This is a genomic window from Hymenobacter sp. B1770, assembly GCF_049896385.1.
Lineage (GTDB): Bacteria > Bacteroidota > Bacteroidia > Cytophagales > Hymenobacteraceae > Hymenobacter.
Map to the genome: position 1 here is coordinate 434,943 of NZ_JAFCUF010000003.1, position 22,948 is coordinate 457,890.

Annotated in this window: 13 protein-coding genes; 3 read left to right on the forward strand and 10 right to left on the reverse strand. The window is 60.2% G+C overall.

The window, feature by feature from the left end; genetic code table 11:
• Window positions 1-97: 97 nt before the first annotated feature.
• From ACP7AJ_RS08705 to ACP7AJ_RS08720, 4 genes are all read right to left on the reverse strand, one after another.
• Window positions 98-373: a hypothetical protein gene (locus ACP7AJ_RS08705; RefSeq protein WP_426059801.1), complete on the reverse strand. Its 276-nt coding sequence runs from the start codon at window positions 371-373 to the stop codon at window positions 98-100.
• Window positions 374-378: 5 nt separating this feature from the next.
• Window positions 379-660, reverse strand: coding sequence for a hypothetical protein (locus ACP7AJ_RS08710; protein ID WP_426059802.1), 282 nt, complete (start codon window positions 658-660; stop codon window positions 379-381).
• 400 nt (window positions 661-1,060) lie between these two features.
• Window positions 1,061-5,338, reverse strand: a complete 4,278-nt coding sequence (locus ACP7AJ_RS08715) for a T9SS type A sorting domain-containing protein (protein WP_426059803.1) — start codon at window positions 5,336-5,338, stop codon at window positions 1,061-1,063.
• 47 nt (window positions 5,339-5,385) lie between these two features.
• Window positions 5,386-6,726: a DNA/RNA non-specific endonuclease gene (locus ACP7AJ_RS08720; protein ID WP_426059804.1), complete on the reverse strand. Its 1,341-nt coding sequence runs from the start codon at window positions 6,724-6,726 to the stop codon at window positions 5,386-5,388.
• A gap of 706 nt (window positions 6,727-7,432) precedes the next feature.
• On the opposite strand from ACP7AJ_RS08720, the gene ACP7AJ_RS08725 reads away from it, so the two are divergent.
• The 3 genes from ACP7AJ_RS08725 (at window position 7,433) to ACP7AJ_RS08735 (ending at window position 11,131) form a co-directional block, all read left to right on the forward strand.
• Entirely contained in the window at window positions 7,433-8,770 is a 1,338-nt protein-coding gene (locus ACP7AJ_RS08725) for a rhamnogalacturonan acetylesterase (RefSeq protein WP_426059805.1), read from the forward strand.
• Between the two features lie 348 nt (window positions 8,771-9,118).
• Entirely contained in the window at window positions 9,119-10,060 is a 942-nt protein-coding gene (locus tag ACP7AJ_RS08730; RefSeq protein ID WP_426059806.1) for a glycoside hydrolase family 43 protein, read from the forward strand.
• A gap of 15 nt (window positions 10,061-10,075) precedes the next feature.
• Entirely contained in the window at window positions 10,076-11,131 is a 1,056-nt protein-coding gene (locus tag ACP7AJ_RS08735; RefSeq protein ID WP_426059807.1) for a glycosyl hydrolase, read from the forward strand.
• Between the two features lie 277 nt (window positions 11,132-11,408).
• On the opposite strand, the gene ACP7AJ_RS08740 is transcribed toward ACP7AJ_RS08735, so the two are convergent.
• From ACP7AJ_RS08740 to ACP7AJ_RS08765, 6 genes are all read right to left on the reverse strand, one after another.
• Complete coding sequence (locus ACP7AJ_RS08740) at window positions 11,409-14,288, reverse strand: glycoside hydrolase family 2 protein (RefSeq protein ID WP_426059808.1); 2,880 nt, start codon at window positions 14,286-14,288, stop codon at window positions 11,409-11,411.
• 216 nt (window positions 14,289-14,504) lie between these two features.
• Window positions 14,505-15,506 carry an L-glyceraldehyde 3-phosphate reductase gene (gene mgrA / locus ACP7AJ_RS08745; protein WP_426059809.1) on the reverse strand — a complete coding sequence of 334 codons (1,002 nt, stop codon included), beginning with the start codon at window positions 15,504-15,506 and terminating at the stop codon, window positions 14,505-14,507.
• Window positions 15,507-15,562: 56 nt separating this feature from the next.
• Window positions 15,563-16,402 carry a rhamnogalacturonan acetylesterase gene (locus ACP7AJ_RS08750; protein WP_426059810.1) on the reverse strand — a complete coding sequence of 280 codons (840 nt, stop codon included), beginning with the start codon at window positions 16,400-16,402 and terminating at the stop codon, window positions 15,563-15,565.
• A 236-nt stretch (window positions 16,403-16,638) separates the two neighbouring features.
• A complete protein-coding gene (locus ACP7AJ_RS08755) occupies window positions 16,639-17,412 on the reverse strand; it encodes a rhamnogalacturonan acetylesterase (protein WP_426059811.1) in 774 nt (257 codons plus the stop codon).
• A 378-nt stretch (window positions 17,413-17,790) separates the two neighbouring features.
• A complete protein-coding gene (locus ACP7AJ_RS08760) occupies window positions 17,791-19,710 on the reverse strand; it encodes a RagB/SusD family nutrient uptake outer membrane protein (protein ID WP_426059812.1) in 1,920 nt (639 codons plus the stop codon).
• A 33-nt stretch (window positions 19,711-19,743) separates the two neighbouring features.
• On the reverse strand, window positions 19,744-22,911 hold the full coding sequence (locus tag ACP7AJ_RS08765; protein ID WP_426059813.1) for a SusC/RagA family TonB-linked outer membrane protein: 3,168 nt from the start codon (window positions 22,909-22,911) through the stop codon (window positions 19,744-19,746).
• Between the last annotated feature and the right edge of the window lie 37 nt (window positions 22,912-22,948).

Genomic DNA, 22,948 nt, shown 5'->3' on the forward strand with positions numbered 1-22,948 from the left:
AAGGTCCAACCTGGAGACCAATTAAACACACCGCGGCCCGGGCTGAACGAAGTTCGGCTCGACCCGCGGCGTGATGTAAATGCCTACGCGTCTTGATTTATTTCACGAGGCTCGACATGTAGCCCATGATGTTGCGCGTGCTGTTGAAAAGGTCGTTTATCTGATACGTCATCAGGAACAGGCCCACGTAGAAAACGCCCGGGTATCGCCGCTGCCACACCAGCACAGGCCGGTAAAACCTTTCCCGAACCGCCGGCAGGTTGGCCAGCACGGCGGTGGCAATGCCAATGAGAGCACCGGCCAGCAGGTCGCTGGCGTGCTGGTAATCCAGGAAGGCCCGCAGGAAGCAGATGAAGAAAATGGCGTAGAGCATGGCCATCAGACCAAGCCCCCGCGAGATAAAAAAGGACCCCGCCGCCAGGCACAGAACAGCGTGGCGTGGTCGCTGGGAAAAGAAGTGGGGGTAGCCAGGGGTGGTTTCAGGGCCAGCTCGGTGTTGTAGAGGGGCCGCACGCGGTGGGGCAGCAGGTGCGTGAGGGAGCGAGCAACACACATGCCCATCAGACAGCCCACCAAAATACCAATGATTATCTGACGGTTGCGGTTGACAATTTCCTGCGTGGGGTACTGCTGAAACCACAACCACCAGATGCCTCCCATAAAAAGACCGGCTTTGAGTAAGTTGTTGTCGGCCACTAATCGGTAAAATCCACTGATAACTGTTGATTGAACGGCAATATTATTTAGCTCGTGAGGATATCACGGTCTATTTCAGGCATCATAAGCGTAACAAAATGGTAATGTTCAGTGAATCTGGACCGCACTTACGGCAAACCAGATTTAGCGGACAAATACCTACAAAAAATCTATCCGTATTATCTATTAATGCCTTTCATGTTTTTAGGCGGAGATAAAAACGAGTGCTCGGCGTATCGTGCCGGCCCATTAAGGCATTATTGTAAGACGCTCAAAGGCATAGCAAAAAAGCCACTGGCAATGCCTGTGCATAAAAAAAAGGGCCAGATGGGCCCCTTTTTTTATGCACAGCAAACGAGCTACGCTATTTGGTTAGAACCACGCGCAAGGTTTGCATTTTACCATCAACCAGCAGGCGACCCGTGTACACGCCCGCCGCCAGGGTGGCGCCTTCCAGCGTGAACTCGTAGTCCTGCCCTTCAACGGCAGTGCCGCTGTAGAACGTCTTCACTACCTGCCCCAGCGAGTTGTAGAGCTGCAGCTGGGCCGGGCCCGTGCTACCTGCCCGGAAATGCACCACGGTGCGCTCAGTGAAGGGGTTGGGGTAGGCTTCGAATACGGGAGCGTTGGCGGCCGGCAGCGAAGCTTTGGCCGCTGAGCTGGCGTTGTCGCCGGGCAGCCCGGTGGCCGCAGCACTTGTGTTGGTAGCCGAGATGCTGCAGTCGCCTAAGGTATCGCCCTGCTTCAGGTAGCTCGGCACTTCTTTGGATGACACGCACTGGGGCTTGCCGCGGTGGCATATGAGTACCTTGGGGTTCTTGTCGTTGTCATTATTGCCGCAGCGCACGTCCCGCACCACCAGCGTCACGCTTTGAGTAGCGGTGCAGCCCGAAGCGCTGGTGGCCCTGACCGTGCAAACGAACGTGCCAGCCGTGGTAGCGGTGAACACCGAACTGGCGCTGCTGGTGTTGCTCAGGCCTTCTACGGGGCTCCACTGGTAGCTCACGCCGCCCGAAGCGGTGAGGGTCACGCTCTGCGGGCCGTAGCCGATGTACAAGTTGGTGGCCACGCCGCCCGTGAAGACAGTAGAGGAAGGCTTCACGGCGATGGTCGGTGTCGGAATGGTGCCCGTGACAGTGACAATGCCCGTTTCGGTTGCCATGTTGCCGTGGGTGTCGGTCACGGTCAGGGTCACGGTGTTCTCGCCAATGTTATCGCAGCTGAAGGTGCTCTTGCTCAGGGCCAGCGAGACAATGCCGCAGGCGTCGGTGCTGCCGTTATCGACCTGCGCGGCCGTGATGGTAACCGTGCCGTTGGCCAGGGCCACGGTCACGTTGCGAGTCAGGGCGATGGGCGCTTCCTTGTCTTCTACGGTCACGGTGAAGGTCTGGGCATCGGTGCCGCAGCGGTTGGTAGCGGTAGCCGTGACAGTGGTGATGCCTACGGGGAATAAGTAAGGCGAAGTGATGGCCGTGGCCAAGCCGTTCTTCAGGATGGAGTAAGTGATGGTGGGCTCAGGGTCGACAGCAGCCGTAGCGGCGAATGCCACCGAGGCATCGCATCGGTCGGCGGGAGCCGTGGCCGTCTTGTTGGAGAGAGCCGCCAGCACGGCGGGCTCGCAGGTAACGCCGGTTCTCACCGCCTTATAGGTGTTGCCTATCCGAATGCCGTCGACTAGCAGAGTCGGCGCGCTGGAGCCGCCTTGGCGCAGGGCCACCGCGCCAATATTGTCGTTGGGGGCGCTGGGCGTGTTGCTGGTTTCGGCGGCCGTGGCCGTGGCAACAACGGGCTCGGTGTCAGTGGTGGGGTTGATAAAAATCCGGGCTTCGCTGCTGGCTTCGTCGAAGGTATATTTCACCACAACCAAGTGCGTGGCAGCCACGTCATAAGCGGCAGCGGTATAGGAAACGGTGCCAGTGCCGCTGGCTATGCCAAACTGCAACTTCCCAGTAGCTGCGTCGCGGCGCACGTGTACGCGGCTACGGAAGGTGCTACCAATGGCCTTGGGGCCCAGGAGGAAGAAGTAGTCGCCGGTGGCGTTCACGCTGCTCACGTTCACCAGGAACGAAGCGTAGACGGGCGTGCGGGCATATACTGCCTCGAAGGTCCGGTTCACGTCTTCGCCCGAGCCCGACATTCTGGCGGCGTGGCCGCTGTTCGGGCCGTAGCCGGCATAAGAAAGACCAGTGGAAGTGACTGCGATGGATTGCGTGCCGGCGCCGCTGTGGGCCTTCCAGTTATTGTCGACGAGCAGGGCGCCGCTGGCGTAGTCGAAATTCTCTTCCAGCAACAAGGTTGCAGGCAGCGCTTCGGTGTTCTGCGTTAGCGTGCCGGGGTTGGTGGTGAGGTAGTTTTCGGCGTAAATCGTGCCGTTGTTGTCATTGAAGGCAAATACCGCGAAGTGATAGGGCGAGTTGGGGCGCAGGCCGGTGAGGGCCACGGTGGTGGCAGTGCCATTGTGCACTACAAATTGACCGCCGCCCAACGACTTGCTTTTGCCGAATTCAGCATCGGCCGGGTAGGTAGTGGCATCGGTGGGCAGCACGTCGACGGGGCTGCCGAGGCGGGCGACCACCAGGTATTTGGTGCCGTTGCCGCCCGTCAGGTTCAGTTGCATGCTAGTGCCCGTTACTTCGGTGGCCGCAATGGTGCCCGAGGCCGTGGGCTCAGCAGCCAGCGGCACTTCTACAGTGGTAAAGGTCAACTCCTCGCCGTAGGCCGTGCTCACGGCGCTGGTGGCGTAGGCCCGTACAAAGTAGGTAGTACCAGGCAGCAGGTCAGTAATGGCGCTGCTAAAGACGCCGGTGCCGGTGCCGTCGGTGGTGCTGGCGCTAGTGGTGTTGCCCAGGGCTGGGTTTTCGGTTTTGGACCACACCACGCCGCGGGCCGTGATAGCGCTGCCACCGTCAGTGGCCACGGTGCCGCCGGTGGTGGCGGCGGTAGCAGTCAGGTCGGTAACGGCGGTGGTAGCGAGGGTGGCGGGGAACACGGCGGCAATGCCCGTGCCGGAAACGGCCACTTCCTCATTTGGGAAGCCGGGAGTGGTTACCGGAATGGTGGCCTGGATGCTTTGGGCCACAGTGGGCGCAAACCGTACTTCAATGGTGGTGCTGGGCACATTGCCGCCTACCGGGCTCAGCTCGATGGTGCAGCACGCGAAGGGGTTGATACCAGTCCGGATTTCGAAGCCCGCCGGGGGCGTGATTACGATGTTGTCGGTAAGGCTAGTGCCGCTCACCGTAAAGCTTTTCAGCGGCGAGCCGGCGCCTACCGGCACGTTGTTAAAGTCGGGAAGGGCCGTGGTCGAGACCGTAAGAGCCGGCGTTACAACTGGCGCGGTTACGGTGATTTCAATGGGAGCACTCTCGCCCGTGGCCGTGCCGCAAGCACTGCTAGCCGTAGCCTGCGCAACCAGAAAATAGGTGCCGGTGCTCGGAAAATCAGCGCCTTTGAGCTGGTGAGCAGCACTGGTAGCACCGGCAATGGCTGAAGAAAACGGGCCGGCCGCACTGGTGCCGTACTTCCACACATAAGTAGAACCCGCGGCGGCGCTGGCGGTGAGCGTGGCGCCGCTGCCATCGCGCAGCACCGACTGAGCGGCATTAGGAGCAACGGTGACGGGGTTCTCCGTCAGGGTCTGGCCAACGGTCAGGTCGGCGCCGTTGTTGGAGCCGTAGGTGGCGGGGGCGTCGTTGAGTACCCGCAGACGGTACTTGCTGCCGCTGGGTGTGCCGGCCGGAATGATGGCCGAAAGCGGAGAATTGCTGCCGCTGCCGATGATGCCGGCCGTGGTGCTGTTGGCGAAGACGCCGTTGGCATCGGAAAGCTGCACCTTATAGGTACCGGTGAGTGTACCGGTGCTGGTGTACGCCACGTTGAAGGCAGAGCTTGGCGCGCTGCTCGTTACGCAGAACGAAGTGGGCGAAACCGCGCCGGTGGTAATGAAAGGCGTGGCGGGGCCGTCTGTTCCCGTGCTGTTTACTTCGAGATTATCGATGCTAATCTTGGGGCGGCTGCCGGTCGGGGATACGCCGCCCGCGGTAGCGGCGATGTAAAAACGTACCCTAGCTGATGGGTTGTTGTTGAATTCGGCGGGCAGCGCAACTGCCAGCCGGCCCGCGCTAGCCTGGTTGTTCGTGATTACTATCGCAGTTTCCTTCACATCAACAAACGCCGCATTGGGCCCCGTGCTGGTTTGCAGCTTGAAGGTCGACTGTCGGTTGCCAGTGGAGTTCGGAACGGCTGCCCAATCGAAGCTGATGGTGCCCGCGGTAGTGCCCGCAAAGTCAAGATACAGGTCGAAAGCGGAGGCGTTAGTGCCATCTGTGCCAGTTGCCAGCAACACAATGGCTTCGGTACCGCGCTGCACGCCGCCGGAAGTACCGGACACGAACACTATGTTGGTGTTAGGGAGAACCGGGTCTGGGGAGGCTACGCCGAAGCGGTTGGCCCCGGTGCCGGACGCAAAGCCATTGGTCCAGGTGGAAATACCCGCAAACGCTTCGCGGTAGGTGCCGCTCGCTACTGGATAGGGCGCAGGTAGCGTTTGGCCCCAACTCTGCTGCACACCCATGATGAACAGAAAAGCCAGAAAAGTCGACCACTCCTTAATTCGAGAATTTTTTTTATAGAAAGTTGTCATAGAGACGGTTGTATCGCTTCAAAAAAAAGAATTAGGAAGAAGGGAGATTAGTTGGTCGGACCGCTGTCGATTTTGGACTCGATGGCCGCCTGCACTTCTAGGGGCAGGTTGGAAAGTAGGTCGTAGCCTGTGCTAGCCTCAATGGCGTCGACGCTAGTGCGATAGAAACCCCAGTTCGCGTTGAGGGCGTTGTCGTTGGGCATGTCCACGGCAATCACGCGGGTAGTACTCGTGACGCGGGTGATGTCGTTGTCGCCGACGGGCAGAATCACAATCACCTTCCAGGTGCGGTTGGGTACCGTGACGCGGCCCTGGTCGAGCGTCGTAGCGTAGCCGGCCGAGCCAGTGCCACCCACGCCGTAGCTGCCGGCGATAACATAGACCTCGTTGCCGGGCAGGAAGGTGCGGGTGTAGCTCTCCAGATTGCCCCAGGTAACCTGGTTGTTTTGGGGCGCCTGGGGCATCATGTTGGTCATGAAGAAGGTGGCCGAGTTATTCTCTATGCTCGACGTGCGGTCGGCTGAGGGGCACAAGTGGCCGCGGTCGAAACCGGAGTTCGCGTAACTTCTATCAGTCACCTGATACCAGCCAGCAGGCAGCTGCGGGTCGGCCCGAAAGTCGTCCTGGCGGTCAATGCCGTTGCGGTCGTTGATGTCGAGGTGCCAGCTCACCCAGTTGGCAATGCCGCGGTCGCGGTGGTAGCTCATTACGTACTGGGGCTTCACCAGCAGGTAGTTGGTGGGGTAGCTGACATCGGTGATGGCGCCGCTAGGGTTGCCCAGGGCCATGTTGTCGTTGTCAACGGAGGGCTGCGCCACGCCGAAGTCGACCACGGAAAAGTCGTCAATGTTCAGCCGCGAAGCGCCGCCCGAGGTCTTGCGAATCTCGAATTTGACGTTGCCCGAAATGTTGACCGTGAAGGACGTGGCCTGCAGTATGCTGGTGGTGGTGAATACTGTGTTGCCCACCTTCGTCCACTTGTTGCAGTTGCAGGAGGCCGCCTGGGCCCACAGTTCCCAGCTGCTGCTGGCGTCGGTGCCGAAGATGGCGTGCTGCACCGTGACGGATGAGGCGCCGTTGGGCAGAAAAAACTCCATGGTGAGCTTGCCGTTCTGCTGCAGGCGGGCGGCCTGGGTGCCGTTTTTGCGGTCGGCGGGGCTGCTGCCCAGCACGGCATCGGTAAAGGTCCAGCTGCCGGTGCCGAGGGCTACCGAGCCAGCCGGATACTCGGGCTTGCTGCCACTATCGAACGACTCCTGCGTAGTGGCCGCCGTGGAGGCAACAGCAACCAGCGCACTGGGGCTGCCATCACCAGCACGAGCCGGCTGGAAAGCCAGGCTGGAAAGCAATAATAAAGAGCGAAGCGAACAACGTAAGTATTTGGTCATAAACCGGCAATAAGAAAAAAGCACAAACAGGTTCCCAGCTAACGAATTCTTAACCTTAAAACAATGCAATTTAAGGTATAGAATGTTGCCACTACGCAATTGTTATGTTTTAAGGTTCCCTTCTATATCACCTCGTTAAAGTTTAATATTTAATTATACCGTGTAATTCTATTAGGCTCTCCATGAGAATCTCTGGGAACGATGCAGAGAAGCCCCCTTTCTGACTCTACATCATTCGCTTAAACCTGGCATAGAGGCAGTGAAAATTGCCGTGTTTTTTTCATCCTGCCCCCGCAACGATGGCTAACGGGTAAGAAGCGAGGAGTAACCAAGGACGAACGGTCCATAAACGACAATTCAACGCTTTGCCGTTAAATCATGACCATCTGACGAATATCTGCGCAACAAGCATGTTGGCTAAGAGCCCAGTAGTCCGCCCATCTTGGGCTGTGAGAACTGGTGCCCAACACAGCGGAACATCCGTTCATCCACTAGCGGGCACTCCCTGATAAGCATGACAGTGCAGGTGAGCGCCACCCGGGGCAACTGCTACTTTTAACCTGCTTTAAAAACAGCAGTCTGTGGTGCAGTAAATCATGCTGCCAAGCGAAGCGAACCGGAATCTGCGTAGGCAAACACAACAGTCGTTTTAGCGCAATTTCACGACTTTGCAGTAGTTGATTCTTTTTTTATCATAATAAAATTTATGAAAAAATATAATTTCACCATATTGGTAGTTGGAGCATTGCTTTGTACTTTAACAGCGGCTGAGCAGGCCCCAAAAACTTCCTTCAAGTTTGACTTTGGCCCCGGCAAAGCAGCGCCCGGCTACCAACAGGTGCTTCCTACCGCCACCTACAGCGCTGCCAAGGGCTACGGCTTCGATTCTGAGACTACTGTGATGGGCCGCGACCGCGGCGGCAAGGATGCGCTGAAGAGCGACTTTGTGACCAGCGACAAGCCGTTCTACTTCTCCGTGGATTTGCCCGAGGGCAACTACAACGTGACCGTGACCCTGGGCGACTTGAAAGGCCCCTCCTCCACCAGCCTGCGGGCCGAATCGCGCCGGCTGCTGTTGCAGAATACCGAAACCGCGCCCAGCAAATTTCTTACCCAAACCTTCACCATCAATCTCAAAGACCGGCAGATTTCGCCCACCGCCACCGTGCAGCTCAAGCCCCGCGAGCTCACCAAGCTGGACTGGGACCACAAGCTCACGCTGGAATTCAATGGCTCGCGCACCTGCCTGAATGCCCTGGAAATAACCCCCGCCCCTGCTTCCACCGTGACCGTGTTTCTGGCCGGCAACTCCACGGTGGTAAACCAAGAAGACGAGCCTTGGGCATCTTGGGGCCAAATGATTCCGCGCTTTTTCAAGCCCGGCGTGGCCGTGGCCAACCACGCCGAATCGGGCCTGAGTCTGGGCAGCTTCCTAGGCTCAAAACGGCTGGAAAAGGTGCTGAGCGTGATGAAGCCCGGTGACTACCTATTTGTAGAGTTCGGCCACAACGACCAGAAGGAGAAAGGTCCCAACGACGGGGCCTACAACTCCTACACCGAGCGGCTGCGGCTGTTTGTGCAGGAAACTAAAAAGAAAGGCGGCATCCCGGTCGTCGTCACTGCCACCAGCCGCCGCTCGTTCGGGGCCGCTGGCAAAATTGAAAACAGCCTCGGCGACTACCCCGCTGCCGCCCGCAAAGTGGCCCAGGAAGAAGGCGTGGCCCTGATTGACCTCAACGCCATGACCACGCAGCTCTACGAAGCCATCGGCCCCGAAGAGTCGAAAAAAGCCTTCGTGCACTACCCTGCCAACACCTACCCCGGCCAAACCCAGGACCTGGCCGACAACACCCACTTCAACCCCTACGGCGCCTTCGAGATTGCCAAGTGCGTGGTGGAAGGCATTAAGGCTAATAAGCTGGGGCTGGCGAAGTTTCTGCGCAACGACCTGCCGGCGTTTGACCCCGGCAAGCCCGATGCCCTGGCCAACTGGCAGTGGCCCGACAGCCCGCGAAGCACCGTGGTGAAGCCAGATGGGAACTAGGCTGCCTTTTCATACAGCCATATAACGTCATGCTAAATAGACCGTCATGCAGAGCGCAGCCGAAGCATCTCTACCGCGTAGGTAATCCAGCCGTTTGCCATGGTGAGGCACGAACCGGAGGTCGGCGTAGCCAAGTGTCCTTTCTCGTGTGGACGACTCGTTCGGCGGGGATAAGATGCTTCCTTTTTCAGCATGACAGTCGAGTGTGTTACTTACGCGGGCAAGATGTTTCGACAAGCTCCGCATGACTGCCAATAGAGTTACTCCCCACGCGAGATGCTGCGCTCAGCCTAACCGTTTCGTACATCAACGCTCATTAAAGTATACAATCTGATTATTTTAACCCCAATGAAATCCCTCGTATTCCTCGCTGCGCTCAGCTTAGCCACTGGCACCACCTACGCCCAGGCACCTCTAAAGAAGAACGAAGCTCTTGTTTTCTGCTACTTCAAAGGCAACGGCCAAGACGGCCTGCACCTGGCCAGCAGCCGCGACGGATACACCTGGACGGCCCTGAAACGTGACAGCACCTTCCTGCGCCCCACCGTGGCCAAAGACAAACTCATGCGCGACCCCTGCATCATTCGAGGGCAGGACGGGCTATTTCACATGGTATGGACGGTAAGCTGGCAGGATAAGGGCATTGGCTATGCCAATTCGAAAGACCTCATCAACTGGTCAGAGCAGCAGTTTTTGCCCGTGATGCAGCAGGAAGCCGGCGCCCGCAACTGCTGGGCCCCGGAAATCACCTATGACCCCAACACCAAAAGCTACCTCATTTACTGGGCCACCACCATCACCGGCATGTTTCCGGAAACCCAGATTCCCTCCGACACCGGCTACAACCACCGCATCTACTCGACCACGACCAAGGACTTCAAAACCTACACCCCGACTACGCTGCTCTACGAGCCGGGCTTTAACGTCATTGACTCCACCATTCAGCCCGATGGCAAGCGGTTTGTGATGTTTCTGAAGGACGAAACCCGAGAGCCGGCTCAGAAGAATCTGCGCGTGGCGTTCAGCGACAAGCTCACTGGGCCATATAGCAAGGCCTCGGCCCCCATCACCGGTAACTACTGGGCCGAGGGCCCGGCCACCGTCAAGCTCGGCAAGGAGTGGCTGGTGTATTTCGACAAGTACCGCGAACACAAATACGGCCTCATTAAATCGACGGACCTTGTGAACTGGACCGATGTTTCCGACCGGCTCACCGTGCCCAAGGGATTGCGCCACGGCACGGTATTCCGCGTATCGGCCAAGGAACTGAAGCTACTGGAGCAGCAGTAGCCGCCGATGATGCCGATGAAAAGCAACCGTAGCGCAGCCCTAGCTGTCATCGGCTTTATCCTGGTCTTCAGTCCCGCCCTGGCCCAGAAAAAGGGGCACAAAGCTCCTGTTTCTAAAGCGGCCACTGCGGCGGCCAAGCCCGCGCCCAAGCCCTTGTTCCGCGACCCGGCTTTTGATGGCGCAGCTGACCCGGTCATCGTTTGGAACAAGCAGGCCGGGAAGTGGTGGATGTTTTACACCAAACGCCGGGCCACCGACACCACCGCTACTGGGGTCACGTGGGTGCACGGCACCCGCATCGGCATCGCCGAATCGTCGGACGGCGGCACCACTTGGCAATACCGCGACACGGCTAACATCGGCTACCGTCCTCACCCCGGCTACACCCACTGGGCCCCCGACATTGTGGAAGACAAGGGCACGTACCACATGTTCCTGACCTACGTGCCCGGCACGTTCACCGATTGGAACCACCCACGCGTCATTGTGCAGCTCAGCAGCGTTAATTTGCAGAACTGGCGCTACGTGCAAACCCTGCCCCTTATCACCGACAAGGTGATTGACGCCAGCGTGTTCCGGTTGCCCAACGGCACTTGGCGCCTGTGGTACAACAACGAGCGGAACCACAAATCCATCTACTACGCCGACAGCCCCGACCTGCAGCGTTGGACCGACCATGGCCAAGCCCTGAATGAGCGCGGCGAAGGCCCCAAAGTCTTCCGCTGGCACAACCAGTACTGGATGATTATCGACAAGTGGCAAGGCCTGGCCGTGTACCACTCCACCGACCTCCAACACTGGCAGCCCCAGCCCGAACGCCTCCTCGAAGCCCCCGGCCAAGGTCCGGACGACCAGGCCATCGGCGGCCACCCCGACGTGGTGGTGAGCGGCAACCGCGCCTTCCTGTTCTACTTCACGCACCCCGGCCGCAGCAAAGCCAACCCCGCACCAGACAACAGCATTGCTGCCAAACGCAGCGTGATTCAGGTGGTAGAGCTGGGGTTTGAAGATGGTAAGCTAACGTGTGACCGGGACAAGCCGACGTTTGTGCAGTTGCTCAAGCCGCGGTAACATCACTCCAGGCCCTTCTTCCGCGGAGAGGGAAGCCTGACGCCTCCTGTCAATGAGAGCGGAGCGAAGCAAACTGTCTTGGTCTCAGCGACCAACCTTATAATGTGACAAAGCCCCGACTCTGCGCAGAGCCGGGGCTTGTCGCTTTAGAAAGTTTCTGGTTCTTACAGGACGGATTGCTTCGTCGTGCCTCCTCGCAATGACAAAGGCGCCGCCGTGGCTCCCTTCTCCGCGGGAGAGGGGCCGGGGCCCTGCCCAGCAGGGGTGAGGTTCTGCCCTAGAACAAATCGTCCTTCACCGGCGCGGTATAGGGCTGCGGCTTGCTATCGGCCGGGGCCAGCCCGAAGTAGAAGAACAGCGTGCGCTTCATTGGCGCGCCGCTCAGGTGGTTGGTTTCGCTGTCGGGGCCCAGGTTCTTGGGGTTGTTGTCGATGTTCAGGCCCAGCTTGGTGCCGATGGGCGGGATGGCGTCGAGGAAGGAAATGTCGCCGTTGGGCAGGCCGGGCGCGGGCTTGATGCCGGACAGACCGTAGAAATTGAACCGACGAATAAACAAGCCCTTATCGGGACTGGCAATGAGAAACTTACCTTCCACGGTATTCATTTCCATCCAGGCAATGTCGGCGAAGTAGCCTTTGAATTCGGGGTAAATCCAGGGGGCGGCGGCTGTATGGGTATTGTTGTTGGCATTTTCCCACACGTTGGTGCTCACGCCCTGCAGGCGGTTTTTCCAGACGCGGTACGGGCCCTGGCCCAGCCACTTGGCCCCAATGACGAAGTTCTCGGGATAAGTGAAGCTGATGCCGGCAAAGGGGTGGTCGCCGCTGAGGGCGTATTCGTATTCCATGCGCAGCCAGCCGTTGCCGTGCATTTTCCAGCGCACAGTTTTCAGGTCGCCGGAGTAGCTGGCTTCGATTATTTCGCCGTCGGCCTCGGTGCGGTGCTGCAGGCCGGTAAATTTCGACGTGCCAGCCACCAGCACGGGGCCGTTGGTGAAAGACAGGCGGTCGCCGTTGTTGCCGGTCACAGCCGTGATGTGGCCACTGGTTTTGCTGAACGTGACGGTGATGTTGCTGGCTTTCACCGTCAGCGCGGTGTCGATTTCCGTGACTTCAACGGCCTTATTCTCCTTGGCCTGCAGGGCCAGCACGCCGTCGAGCAGCTTGGCGTTGCTGCCGGTTCTCCAAGTCCATTTATACACCAGGTTCTTGAACGGGTCGTAGGCCGAAAGCACCAGGGCGTCGTAGTTTTTCCAGTCTTTGGGCAGTTCCAGCTTCAGCTTGCCGGCAGCCAGCGAGGCCACGGCGGGGCTTTTAATGCGGCTTTTCTTGCCCGTGATGCTGCCCGCAAACGGGTCGTTGGGCTTGCGGTAGTTCACCAGCTCCCACTGAAAAAAGCACTGGTTGAGGTTGGTGTGGTGGTAGCGGTTTTCCACGTCCAGGCTGCCGTTGAACTTGGTAGGCAACTCCTTCAAGCGGATTTTTATCGGCGAGAAAATCTCCCGGATGGCGAAGAAGCTCCCCTCCTTCTCGCGGTGCGGGCCGAGCACGCCGTCGGGCGCGTTCACGGCGTTCACGTCGATGATATTGTTCTGGTCGGTGCGCACAATGCCCTCATCTACCAGTGCCCACAGGAAGCCGCCGGCCGAGCGCTGGGCCTTCCAGTGCAGCTCCCAAAGGTCGGCCAGGCCGGCCCCGCCCCCACCGTCGTCCTGGCTGTGCAGGAATTCGGTGGGCATGTAAATGAGCGAATCGGCCAGGATTTTCTGGGTGCTGTAGAAGTTTTCGTAGTGGTTGGTGTCGATGCCGTTGTGCTCGTTGCCGGGCTTGTGGTGAGCATGAATGACGGGCCGGTTCGAGAAGTCGTAGCGGCCGTAGTCGTCGTCGAGTTCCTTGTTGGTGCCGCCCTCGTTGCCGTTGCTCCAGAAAATGATGCTGGGGTGGTTCTGGTCTTTGAGCACCATTTCGCGCACCAGCGGCTCGCCGGCCTTGGTGCTGTAGGCCGTCTGCCAGCCGGCCAATTCGTCGAGTACGTACAGGCCCAGCGAGTCGCAGAGCTGCAGGAACTTGGCGTCGGGCGGGTAGTGCGACATGCGCACGGCGTTCATATTCATCTCCTTAATCAGCTTCACATCGGCCAGGTGAATGGAGTCGTTGAGGGTGCGGCCGGTTTCGGGCCACCAGCTGTGGCGGTTGGTGCCCTTCATTTTCACCTGCGTACCATTCACATAAATGCCCTTGCCGCGTCGGATTTCGATGGTGCGGAAGCCGAACTGTTCGGTGGTTTGGTACTGGGTTTCGGAACCGTTGCGCAGCGTGAGGCGGGTGCGGTAGAGGTTGGGGGTTTCGGCGGTCCATTGGCGCGGGTTGCGGAGCGTGGTGGCCAGGCGCACCACGGTGTCATTGGCTGCCACCTCGGCGCGGGCGGTGCCCACCACCTGGCCGGACACGTCCAGAATATCGGCTTGCACCTGGGCGGGCTGGCGCACGTTGCGCACGTTGGCGCGCACCGCAAACGAGCCGTTGGCCTTGGCATCAATACCTACATTCTCCAGAAACTGCTGCGGATAAGACTGCAAATACACTGGCCGGAAAATGCCGCCAAATACCCAGTAATCGGCTAGTCGCTCGGCGTTGTTCACGGTGGGCTCGGCCGACATCTTGCTCACTTTCACTTCGAGCACGTTGGGCGCGTCGTATTTCAGCTTGTCGGTGATGTCGTACTTGAAGCGGTAGAACGCGCCCTGGTGCACAGTGCCGGCCACCTGCCCGTTCACCTTTACTTCAGTGTCGGTCATCGAGCCTTCGAACACGATTTCTATGCGGCGCCCGCGCCAGCTGGCCGGCACCGTGAAGCTGTGCTTATACAGCCCCTGCTCATCGGCAAAGCGGAAATTTTTGCCGTAGGTTTTGTAGTCGCGGCCGTAGTTGTAGAGGCCAAAACCTTCCTGCTCCCAGCACGAAGGCACGGCAATGGTGGTCCAGTAGCCGCTCTTGCGCCCGCCGGTGCAGTAAAAGTCCCACTTCACAGTGCGGCGGTTGTCGGTACCGGAAAGGTATTGGATTTGCTTTTGGGTAGCTGGCTGCTGGGCGTGGGCTGCCACTGGCAACAGCAGAACCAGACTTAACAGAAAAGAGCAGAGGGTTTTGAATGACATAAGGCGGCTCTGAGTGGGCGTTGCGGTTGCCCGCTTGGTGCCCCGAAGAAACCAACTGCTTGCAAGCCCGGCTTCCTGTACCTTCCTGCCATTCGGCTTTTGGGTGGCTTTTGCCTAGGCGTCTGCTATTGGAGAATGTTGTGAATGCGGGAAGACTGTCCTGCGGCAAGAACGCCGTGCCGCAGCACAGGCTGCATAACCGGGCTTTCAAATTCTCTACCCCGCCTCCGGCTGCAGGATTTCCTCTATCAACCCCAGCTCCTCGGCGCTGAAACTGATGTTAGCCAGGCAGCCCAGCGAGTCGGTGAGTTGCTCGGGACGACTGGCACCGATGAGTACGGAAGTGACCCGCTCGTCTTTGAGCAGCCAGGCCAGGGCCATTTGGGCCAGGTTCTGGCCGCGGGTCTGGGCCACCTCGTTGAGGCGGCGCACTTGGTCGAGGCGCTCGGGAGTGAGTTGGCTTTCCTGCAAAAAGCCCACACCCTTGGCCACGCGCGAATCGGCGGGAATGCCGTGCAAGTACTTGTCGGTGAGCAGGCCCTGGGCCAGCGGCGAAAACGGGATGCAGCCCACGCCTTCTTCCTCCAACAAGTCGAGCAGGCCGCCTTCTACCCAGCGCTCCAATAAGGAGTATTTGGGCTGATGAATGAGGCAGGGCGTGCCCAGTTCCCGCAGCAGGCGGAGGGCTTCGCGGGCCTCGGCGGGGCGGTAGTTCGACAGGCCCACGTACAGGGCCTTGCCCTGGCGCACCACATGGTCGAGGGCAGCCATGGTTTCGGCCAGGGGCGTGTCGGGGTCGGGGCGGTGGTGGTAGAAAATATCGACGTACTCCAGGCCCAGGCGCTTGAGGCTCTGGTCGAGGCTGGAGACAAGGTATTTCCGAGAACCCCAATCGCCGTAGGGACCGGGCCACATTAGGTAGCCGGCCTTGGTGGAGATAATCAGCTCGTCGCGGTAGCTGGCGAAGTCTTCGCGCAGCACCCGGCCAAAGTTGGTTTCGGCCGAGCCGGGGGGCGGGCCGTAGTTGTTGGCCAAATCGAAATGCGTGACGCCGCTGTCGAAGGCCCGGTGCAGGGTGCGGCGCCCGGTGGCCAGCATGTCCACCTCGCCGAAGTTATGCCACAGACCCAGCGACAGCGCCGGCAGCTTTAGCCCGCTGCGGCCGCAGCGGCGGTACGGCATGTCGTGGTAGCGGGCGGCATTGGGCAGGTAGTGCATGGGCTGTGGAGCAAAAATGGGCCGACGGCCGGGCGCCGAATTTTAACGGGCTGAGGTTACGACTTTTTGCGCAAATACCCGCGCAGCTTCAGCGTCTTGTTGGCCCTGATTCCCTTGGCCACGGCCTTGGCGTTGAGCCGGGCCCCGGCCTCAATGGTGTGGGTGTGGTCGGTGGCGTTGAAGTAGGTGGTCCTCACCAGGGTCTCCCCGTCCTGGTCGTACTGGTCGGCTACGCGCTGGTTGAGGTCGATGAATATAGCCCCGCCCTGATTGGCAGCTTCGGCAGCCCATTTGGTGTAGCCGTTGGTGGCGCGGGTCACCTTGCCGCCCTGCCAGGAGTTGCGCGGAATGGGCGAGCACACCACCGGCGTGGCATCTCTGGCCCGGGTGTCGGCAATGAACTTGCGCAGGTACCAGCCGTAGCTGTGCACCACCTCCTGCTTTTTCAGAATGGGGTTGTACACCTCCTGGCTTTCCTCGCCGTTGCCCTTGATGGTGCCGCGGGCGCGGGCGGTGTCGGCTAGGGGCCCGTCGTCGTTGTGCCCAAACTGCATGATGACAAAGTCGCCGGGCTGGATTTTGGCCTCCACCGCGTCCCACAGCCCGCGGGTTTGGAAGGTGCGGCTGCTGGTGCCGCCCAGGGCGTGGTTTTCTATGTGAATGCGGGTGGTGTCGAAGCTGGCGGACAGGAAATTGCCCCAGCCCCAGAGGCCGCCGTCGCCCTTGCCTTTGCCATTTTTCACGGTCGAGTCGCCGATGAGGAACAGCGTGGGCTGGCGCTGCGCCTGGGGCATCCGCATACAGGCCGAGCCTAGCAGTACCATTAGCAAGCCGTAGGCAAGCGCTTGCGCAAATGCTGAGAAACTGAGTCGGCTTTCGTTGTCAGTTGAATTCATAGTGTATCCAGAACGGGTGCAAAGACGCAATGCTAGACGTCTTGGTATTGAACAACTTGTATGGATGATGCTTTTGAGTGATAACGCATCCGAAAACCGTAGCGCGGACTTTTAGTCCGCGGACCGCCTAGCCTAGGGGAGTCGCGGACTAAAAGTCCGCGCTACGGTTCGCTCGCTCCCGACTGCTTCAATGGTGCGGTAGCAGAGGCGCAAGGTATTGCGTCATTACACCTGTCCTACTTTTTCAGGTACTTATTAAGAGCGATTTTTCGGTTGCTTCTAATGCCGTCGACTACCGATTCGGCGTTGACGCGGGCGCCGGCTTCGTTGGTGTGGGTGTGGTCGCCGGGGAAGAAATTCTTTATCTCATCGGGGCCCATCTTGTCGTATTTCAGCGCCGTAATCTCGTTGAGATTGATGAAGGCCACCCCCTCCTGCTGGGCTACTTCGGCGGCCCACTTGCCAAAGTCACTGCTGGCCCGAATCACCTTGCCGTCCTTCCACTCGTTGCGCGGAATCATGGAAGCTACGATAGGCGTGGCGCCCTTGGCCCGGGCCTCCTGGATGAATTTGCGCAGGTACCAGCCGTAGGTATTCACGGTTTCGGGGTGGCCGTCGGGCCACAACAGGGCTTTGGTTTCGGGGCCGGTGCCGCGCAGCACGCCGCGGCGGCCGGCCTTGCTGGTATCGGGCGCGCTGCCTTCATTATGGCCAAATTGCATGATGAGAAAGTCGCCGGGCCGGAGGGCGGCCACTGTCTTGTCCCAGCGCCCTTCGCTGATAAAGGTGCGGGTGCTACGGCCGGCCATGGCGTTGTTCTGCACCCGCAGGCGCGTGGTATCGAAGTGCGCGTCAATGACATTGCCCCAGCCCATTTGGGGAGCGTTGGTGTTGCGCACCGTAGAGTCGCCGATGAGGAAGAGTGTGGGGCGCGGCCGTGGCTTGGCGAAGCCCAGCAGCAGGAAAAGCAGGCTGGAAGCAGCTAGTTGATAGAGAATTTTGGCGGGCATAAATGCGAGGGGAATTTCAGCGTCGGCCTCGGACAGGAAGTCTCGGGAGCTGCTTCAGTACCCAAATGTTGGCTACAAAGCAAGCTGGCGTATCCTGCACCTACCTGTAGGCGAGAAATCAGATTCCGGAAGCCATGTATTGTCGTGCGGAGCGGCCAACAAAAAAGGAGCGCGCCATCGGCGCGCTCCTTTTGCGAATCATTAATTCTTGCCAAGCTCAGAATTCTGCCTAGAAAAACAGAACGGTCATGCAGAGCGCAGCGAAGCATCTTTACCACTTCGTTTGAGCCGCTGCAACGAAGCGATAAAGATGTTTCGCTGCGCTCCGCATGACCGTTTTCTCAATTCTTGAATAGATTTTACGGGATTAGTGCAGGCTTAATACCCGGGGTTCTGCTCCGACTGGCGCTGCTCGTTGGTGAGGGGTTGGCCGTTGCGGAAGATGCGCTCCAGGTGGGTTTGCGGAATGGGGCGCAGCTTGTGAATAGGCCGAATGGCCGCGGCATCGGGGTTGAAGTAGGGCGCGCGCACCAACAGGGTCTCGGTGCGGGCCAGGTCTTCCCAGCGGTGCAGCTCGCCGAGAAGCTCGCGGGTGCGCTCGTTCAGGATAAAGTGAATGAACCGGTCCTGCGTCGAGGTCACCGAGGGCGGGTACATCTCCTTGGGGTCGTTGGTCGAGAAGCTGGCCATGGTGGCCGTGAGCGCCGGCAGCGTGCTGGTCACGTCGCCGCGGGTTCCGCCTTCGTAGCGGTAGTTCACGTTGGGCCGCACCTCGCCGGCTTTGTAGGCGGCGCGGGCCCGCAGGATGTTCACGTACTGCAGGGCCTTGGTGTAGTCGCCCTTGCGGCCGTAGGCTTCGGCCGCAATGAGGTAGGTTTCCGCGAAGCGGGCCAGGATGCCGTCTTTGGTGCCGGCTTCTTCGGCCACGCTGGGGCGGAAGGGGTCGATGTACTTCACCAGCTGCGGAAACTTGTTGCGCAGGCCCACGTCGGCGGTGGGGCTGTAGCCGGGCACCACAGTGCCGGCAGCGTTGCGCACGTAGCGGGCAAAAATCTTGTAGCGCGAACGCGTGATGGTGGTCTGCGGCACGGGGTTCTGGGGGGTGTTCACCACCACGAAGAAGGCCGTGTCGCCCACCGCGTACTTGCGCTGCCCCACCTGGGCGGGCGTGGGGGCGTCGGCGGCGGTCCAGGTGGGGATGTTGCCGGCGTTATTCGAAATCCAGGCCGTCTTCATCATTTTGTAGAAGCGCGAGTCGTTGCGCCGGTCGAAGATGTCCATGGCGTAGTTAGTGGGCATGATGCGGCGGAAGGGCCGGTCATTGAGCACGTCGCGGGTCATGCCGGGCTCGTTGTCGTACTGCAGCGTGAAGTACGAGTGCACCCGGTTGCCAAAGCGGCCGGCCAGGGCCACCACGTTGTTAAACTGCGAGGAGAAGATGATTTCGCGGCTGGTTTGGGCCGTCACGCTGTTGGCGTAGCTCGAAATGTCGAACAGCCGGGCGTAGTCCGTTTCCAGCGCATAGCGGCCGCCGGTGATTACTTGGTCGGCGTAGAAGGCAGCGCTATCGATGTCTGTGGGGCGCTGGCCGCGCTGGTCGGCTACGGCACTGCCGCGGGTCAGGTAGGCCTTGGCCAGGTAGTGCTGGGCTGCGCCTTTGGTGGCCCGGCCAAATTCGGTAGTGGTAGGGGCCAGGTTATCGGAAGCAAACCGCAAATCGGAGATGATGGCGCGGTACACTTCGGGCACGGGGGCACGGGTGTATTCCAACTGCACGCCTTCGGAGGGTTGCAGCACCAGCGGAATGGCGCCGTACTGCTGCACCAGTTGGAAGTAGTAGTAGGCCCGCAGAAAGCGAAGCTCGGCCACGCGTTGGGTCTTCTGGGCCTCAGTGCGGAGCGTGGTGGTGCCCTGAATGCCGGGAATGCGGGCAATGCCAATATTGCAGCGGTTGATGCCGTCGTAGTTGGCCGTCCACACCGCATCCACGAAGAAATCAGAGGGGTTCAGGCGGGCATCGTAGATGTTCCACCAGTAGTTGTTTATCTGGTCGGCGTGGGTCATTTCGTCCACGCCGAAGTTGAACATGGCGTAGGAATGCTCGTTGGCGAATTTGTAGCGGGTCTGCTCGTAGCCGGCTTTCACCAGGTCTTCCAAGCCCTGCTCGGTAGTGAAGTAGTCGTTGGTCAGCGTAGCTACCTGCTCTTCTTCGAGGAAATCCTTGCAGGAGCTCAGGCCCAGCCCAACTCCTAGGATGGAGAGGAAGCTGGCCACGCGGAGGGTGCGATTAATGTTCATGTCGGTCGACGATAAAAAGTCCTGAATCCTGAATTAAAAGCCTAAGCGCAAGCCCACCACCAAGCTCTTGGTGCCCAGGTTTCGGGCCTGGGCCAGCTCGCCCGAGGTAGAGCCGACGTCGGTTGCCTCGGGGTCGAGGCCGTTGAATTTGGTGAACAGGAAGGGATTCACGGCGTTCACGTACACGTTCAGGTTGTTGGCGTAGAATTTCGAGCTGATGGCCTGCGGAATGGTGTAGCTCAGCGAGATGTTGCGCACCCGCACAAAGCTGCCGCTCTGGAACGGGTAGCCGCTGTTGTTCTTAGCTGCGTCCTGCCCAATGGCGGGCCGAGGAAATTCGTTGCTGGGGTTGGTGGGCGTCCAGTAGTCCACGGCCAGGCCGGGGTAGCGCCCGCCCAGGCCCGGGGAATAGCTGGTAGCCAGCAGCTGGCCCACGCGGGCATACACCAGGGCGCTCAGCTCGAAGCCTTTGTAGGAAACGGTGTTGTTGATGCTGCCGCTCCACTTGGGGCGGTTCGAGCCCAGCACCACGAAGTCGTTGGCGTTAATCACCTTGTCGCCGTTCTGGTCCACCACCCGGATTTCGCCGGGGCGGGCGCCGTACAGGCGGGCCTCGTCGGCCTGGTTGGTCTGCCAGATGCCGTTGTTCTGGTAGTTGTAGTACACGCCCAGGGGCTGCCCGATAAACCAGCGGTTACCGATGTCGTCCTGTGTGCCCGAGGCCAGCCTCACAAACTCCTCCTTGTTGCGGGTGAAGATGAAGTCCGACGACCACCGGAAGTTCGAGGCGGTTTCAATATTGATGGTGGTCAGGCTCGCTTCCACGCCGCGGTTGCGGGTTTCGCCAATGTTCTGCAGAATGCTGACCACGCCGCTCACGGCCGGCAGCGCGCGGGGCAGCAGCAGGTCGGTAGTGTTGGCCTGGTACACTTCCAGCGAGCCGCTCAGGCGGTTTTTGAAGAAGCCGAAGTCGAGACCAGCGTTCAGGGTGGTCGTGCGCTCCCACTTCAGGTTGGGGTTGGGAATGCCGCCGAGGGTGTTAGGCAGGGTGCCGGGCGTGGGCGAGTAGCCGTAGGCGGGCGTTTCGTTCCAGGCATAGGGCGACTGCTGCAGGGTGCCACCGGTGGTGTAGGGGTCTACCGACGCCTGGCCCACGGTGCCGTAGCCGCCGCGCAGCTTAAACTCGGTCACGGCCGCCACGTTGCGCAGGAAATTCTCCTGCTGCACTTTCCAGGCCACAGCCACCGAGGGGAAGAAGCTCCACTTGTTGCCCGGGGCCAGCACCGAGGCGCCGTCGGCGCGGCCGGTGGCCGTCAGCACGTAGCGGTCGAGGAAGCTGTAGTTGAGGCGGCCCATCCACGACATGAGTTGCCGCTGCGAAAAGCCGGTGCCGAAGTTGTTAGCCGCCGCGCGGTAGGTTGAGCCCAGGTTATACCATTTCTGGCTGTCGTAGGGCAGGTTGAGCGCGCTGATGGAGGAACTCTCGGCGCGGTCCTGCTGCACGCTCTGCAGCGCCGTGATGCCGATGCTGTGCTTCTCGCTGAGCTGCTTGTCGTAAAACAGCAGGTTCTCAACTACGTAGGTAAAGTTCTGGCTTTGGTCGTACTGCGCGAAGGAAACCGAGTTTATGCCACCCGCGTCGCGGGCAATGGCCCGGGCCGACTGGAACTGGCCGGTGCGGCCGTTGCGGAAGTCGGGCCCCACGTTGAGGCGGTAGCGCAGGCCGTCGACCGGCAGCTTTACTTCGGCGTAGAAGCTGCCGAAGAAGCGCGTGGTGCGGCGCTCGTTAAACGCGTTATCAACCTCGCGCAGCGGGTTAAAAATCAAAGGGTCGCCGCCGGGGTTGGTGATAAAAGAGCCGTCGGGGGCGTAAGGCACGGCGTAGGGAATCTGACCGGCGGCGCGGCCGTACACGTCGGGCCCGTAGTTCTGAATGGCTAGGCTGGCGTTGGTGGAGGCGCCCAGTGTCACGATGCTGTTCACGTTGTAATCCAGGGTCACGCGGGCGTTGTAGCGCGAGAAGTCCTGCCCGGGCTGGATGCCGCCCTGCTTCAGGTAGCCCACCGACATGGAGGCGCGCACCTTGTCGGTGCCACCGCTGGCGCTCAGCTGGTGGTTTTGGGCGATGCCCGTGCGCAGGGCCAGCTTCTGCCAATCGGTAGACCGCACCTTGCTGGGGTCATAAATCGGAATTTCGGTTACGTTGGCACCAAAGCGAGCACGCTCCTCGGCCGTGGTGGGTCGGGTGGCCACCACGCGGTTGGCGCGGTCTACCCACTGGTAGCCGTCAGCGATGCTTTCCCAGGCGTGGGGGTCTTTCGAGCCGAAGAGGGTGAAGTCGCGGGCGGGGTCGGCGTAGAGCGGGGCGTAGGTGCCGTTGGTGCGGTTGGCCTCGCGCTGCACTTCCAAAAAGCTGCCGCCGTCGAACAGGTCCAGTGTGCGGGAGGCACGGTCGGCGCTCACGTAAGTGTTGTAGTTGAGGCTAAACTTGCCGGCCTGGCCGCGCTTGGTGGTCACAATCACCACGCCGTTGGCACCGCGCGAGCCGTAGATGGCCGTGGCCGAGGCGTCTTTGAGGATTTCGACCGACTGAATGTCCTGAGGGTTGAAGTCGTTCAGGCCCGAGCCTTGCGAAAGCGGAATGCCATCGACCACGTACAGCGGCTCGTTGGAGGCGCGCACCGAGCGGTTGCCCCGGATGCGGATGGCCGGCACCTCGCCGGGTCGAAAGTTGCCGCCGGCCACGTCGACGCCCGCCGCCCGGCCTTGCAAGGCCTGGGTGAGGTTTTGGGTGGTCACCTGCTGAATCTGCCCTTCCGACACCGACGACAGGGCGCCCGTTACGTCGCTCTTTTTCTGGGTGCCGTAGCCCACTACCACTACTTCGCCCAGGGCCTTGGCATCGGTACTCATTACAATGGACACCTGCGAGCGGCCGTCAATCGGCACTTCCTGCGTGGCGTAGCCCACAAACGAGAACACGAGCGTGCCCTGGCGGTTGGGCACGTTCAGCGAATAAGTGCCGTCGCCACCCGTGGCCGTTCCCACCGTGGTGCCCTTGAGCAATACCGTAACGCCGGGCAACTCTCCTTCGCTGGAGGTAATCTTGCCGGACACTACCTGGGCCACGGCAGCGGGTGCGAGCAGCAGCAGCCACGCCACAGCCGAAAGCTGCCGGACCAAGCCATAAAACTTTTGCATGAGATCAAGGAGTTTGGTGAGATAAAAGAGGAGGCAG

Bases quoted from the DNA above. Each gene is read 5' to 3' on its own strand.
- ACP7AJ_RS08755 (WP_426059811.1), bottom strand. From the start codon at position 17,412: ATGCCCGCCAAAATTCTCTATCAACTAGCTGCTTCCAGCCTGCTTTTC.
- mgrA (WP_426059809.1), bottom strand. From the start codon at position 15,506: ATGCACTACCTGCCCAATGCCGCCCGCTACCACGACATGCCGTACCGC.
- ACP7AJ_RS08720 (WP_426059804.1), bottom strand. From the start codon at position 6,726: ATGACCAAATACTTACGTTGTTCGCTTCGCTCTTTATTATTGCTTTCC.
- ACP7AJ_RS08750 (WP_426059810.1), bottom strand. From the start codon at position 16,402: ATGAATTCAACTGACAACGAAAGCCGACTCAGTTTCTCAGCATTTGCG.
- ACP7AJ_RS08705 (WP_426059801.1), bottom strand. From the start codon at position 373: ATGCTCTACGCCATTTTCTTCATCTGCTTCCTGCGGGCCTTCCTGGAT.
- ACP7AJ_RS08710 (WP_426059802.1), bottom strand. From the start codon at position 660: ATGGGAGGCATCTGGTGGTTGTGGTTTCAGCAGTACCCCACGCAGGAA.
- ACP7AJ_RS08725 (WP_426059805.1), top strand. From the start codon at position 7,433: ATGAAAAAATATAATTTCACCATATTGGTAGTTGGAGCATTGCTTTGT.
- ACP7AJ_RS08715 (WP_426059803.1), bottom strand. From the start codon at position 5,338: ATGACAACTTTCTATAAAAAAAATTCTCGAATTAAGGAGTGGTCGACT.
- ACP7AJ_RS08740 (WP_426059808.1), bottom strand. From the start codon at position 14,288: ATGTCATTCAAAACCCTCTGCTCTTTTCTGTTAAGTCTGGTTCTGCTG.
- ACP7AJ_RS08735 (WP_426059807.1), top strand. From the start codon at position 10,076: ATGAAAAGCAACCGTAGCGCAGCCCTAGCTGTCATCGGCTTTATCCTG.
- ACP7AJ_RS08730 (WP_426059806.1), top strand. From the start codon at position 9,119: ATGAAATCCCTCGTATTCCTCGCTGCGCTCAGCTTAGCCACTGGCACC.
- ACP7AJ_RS08765 (WP_426059813.1), bottom strand. From the start codon at position 22,911: ATGCAAAAGTTTTATGGCTTGGTCCGGCAGCTTTCGGCTGTGGCGTGG.
- ACP7AJ_RS08760 (WP_426059812.1), bottom strand. From the start codon at position 19,710: ATGAACATTAATCGCACCCTCCGCGTGGCCAGCTTCCTCTCCATCCTA.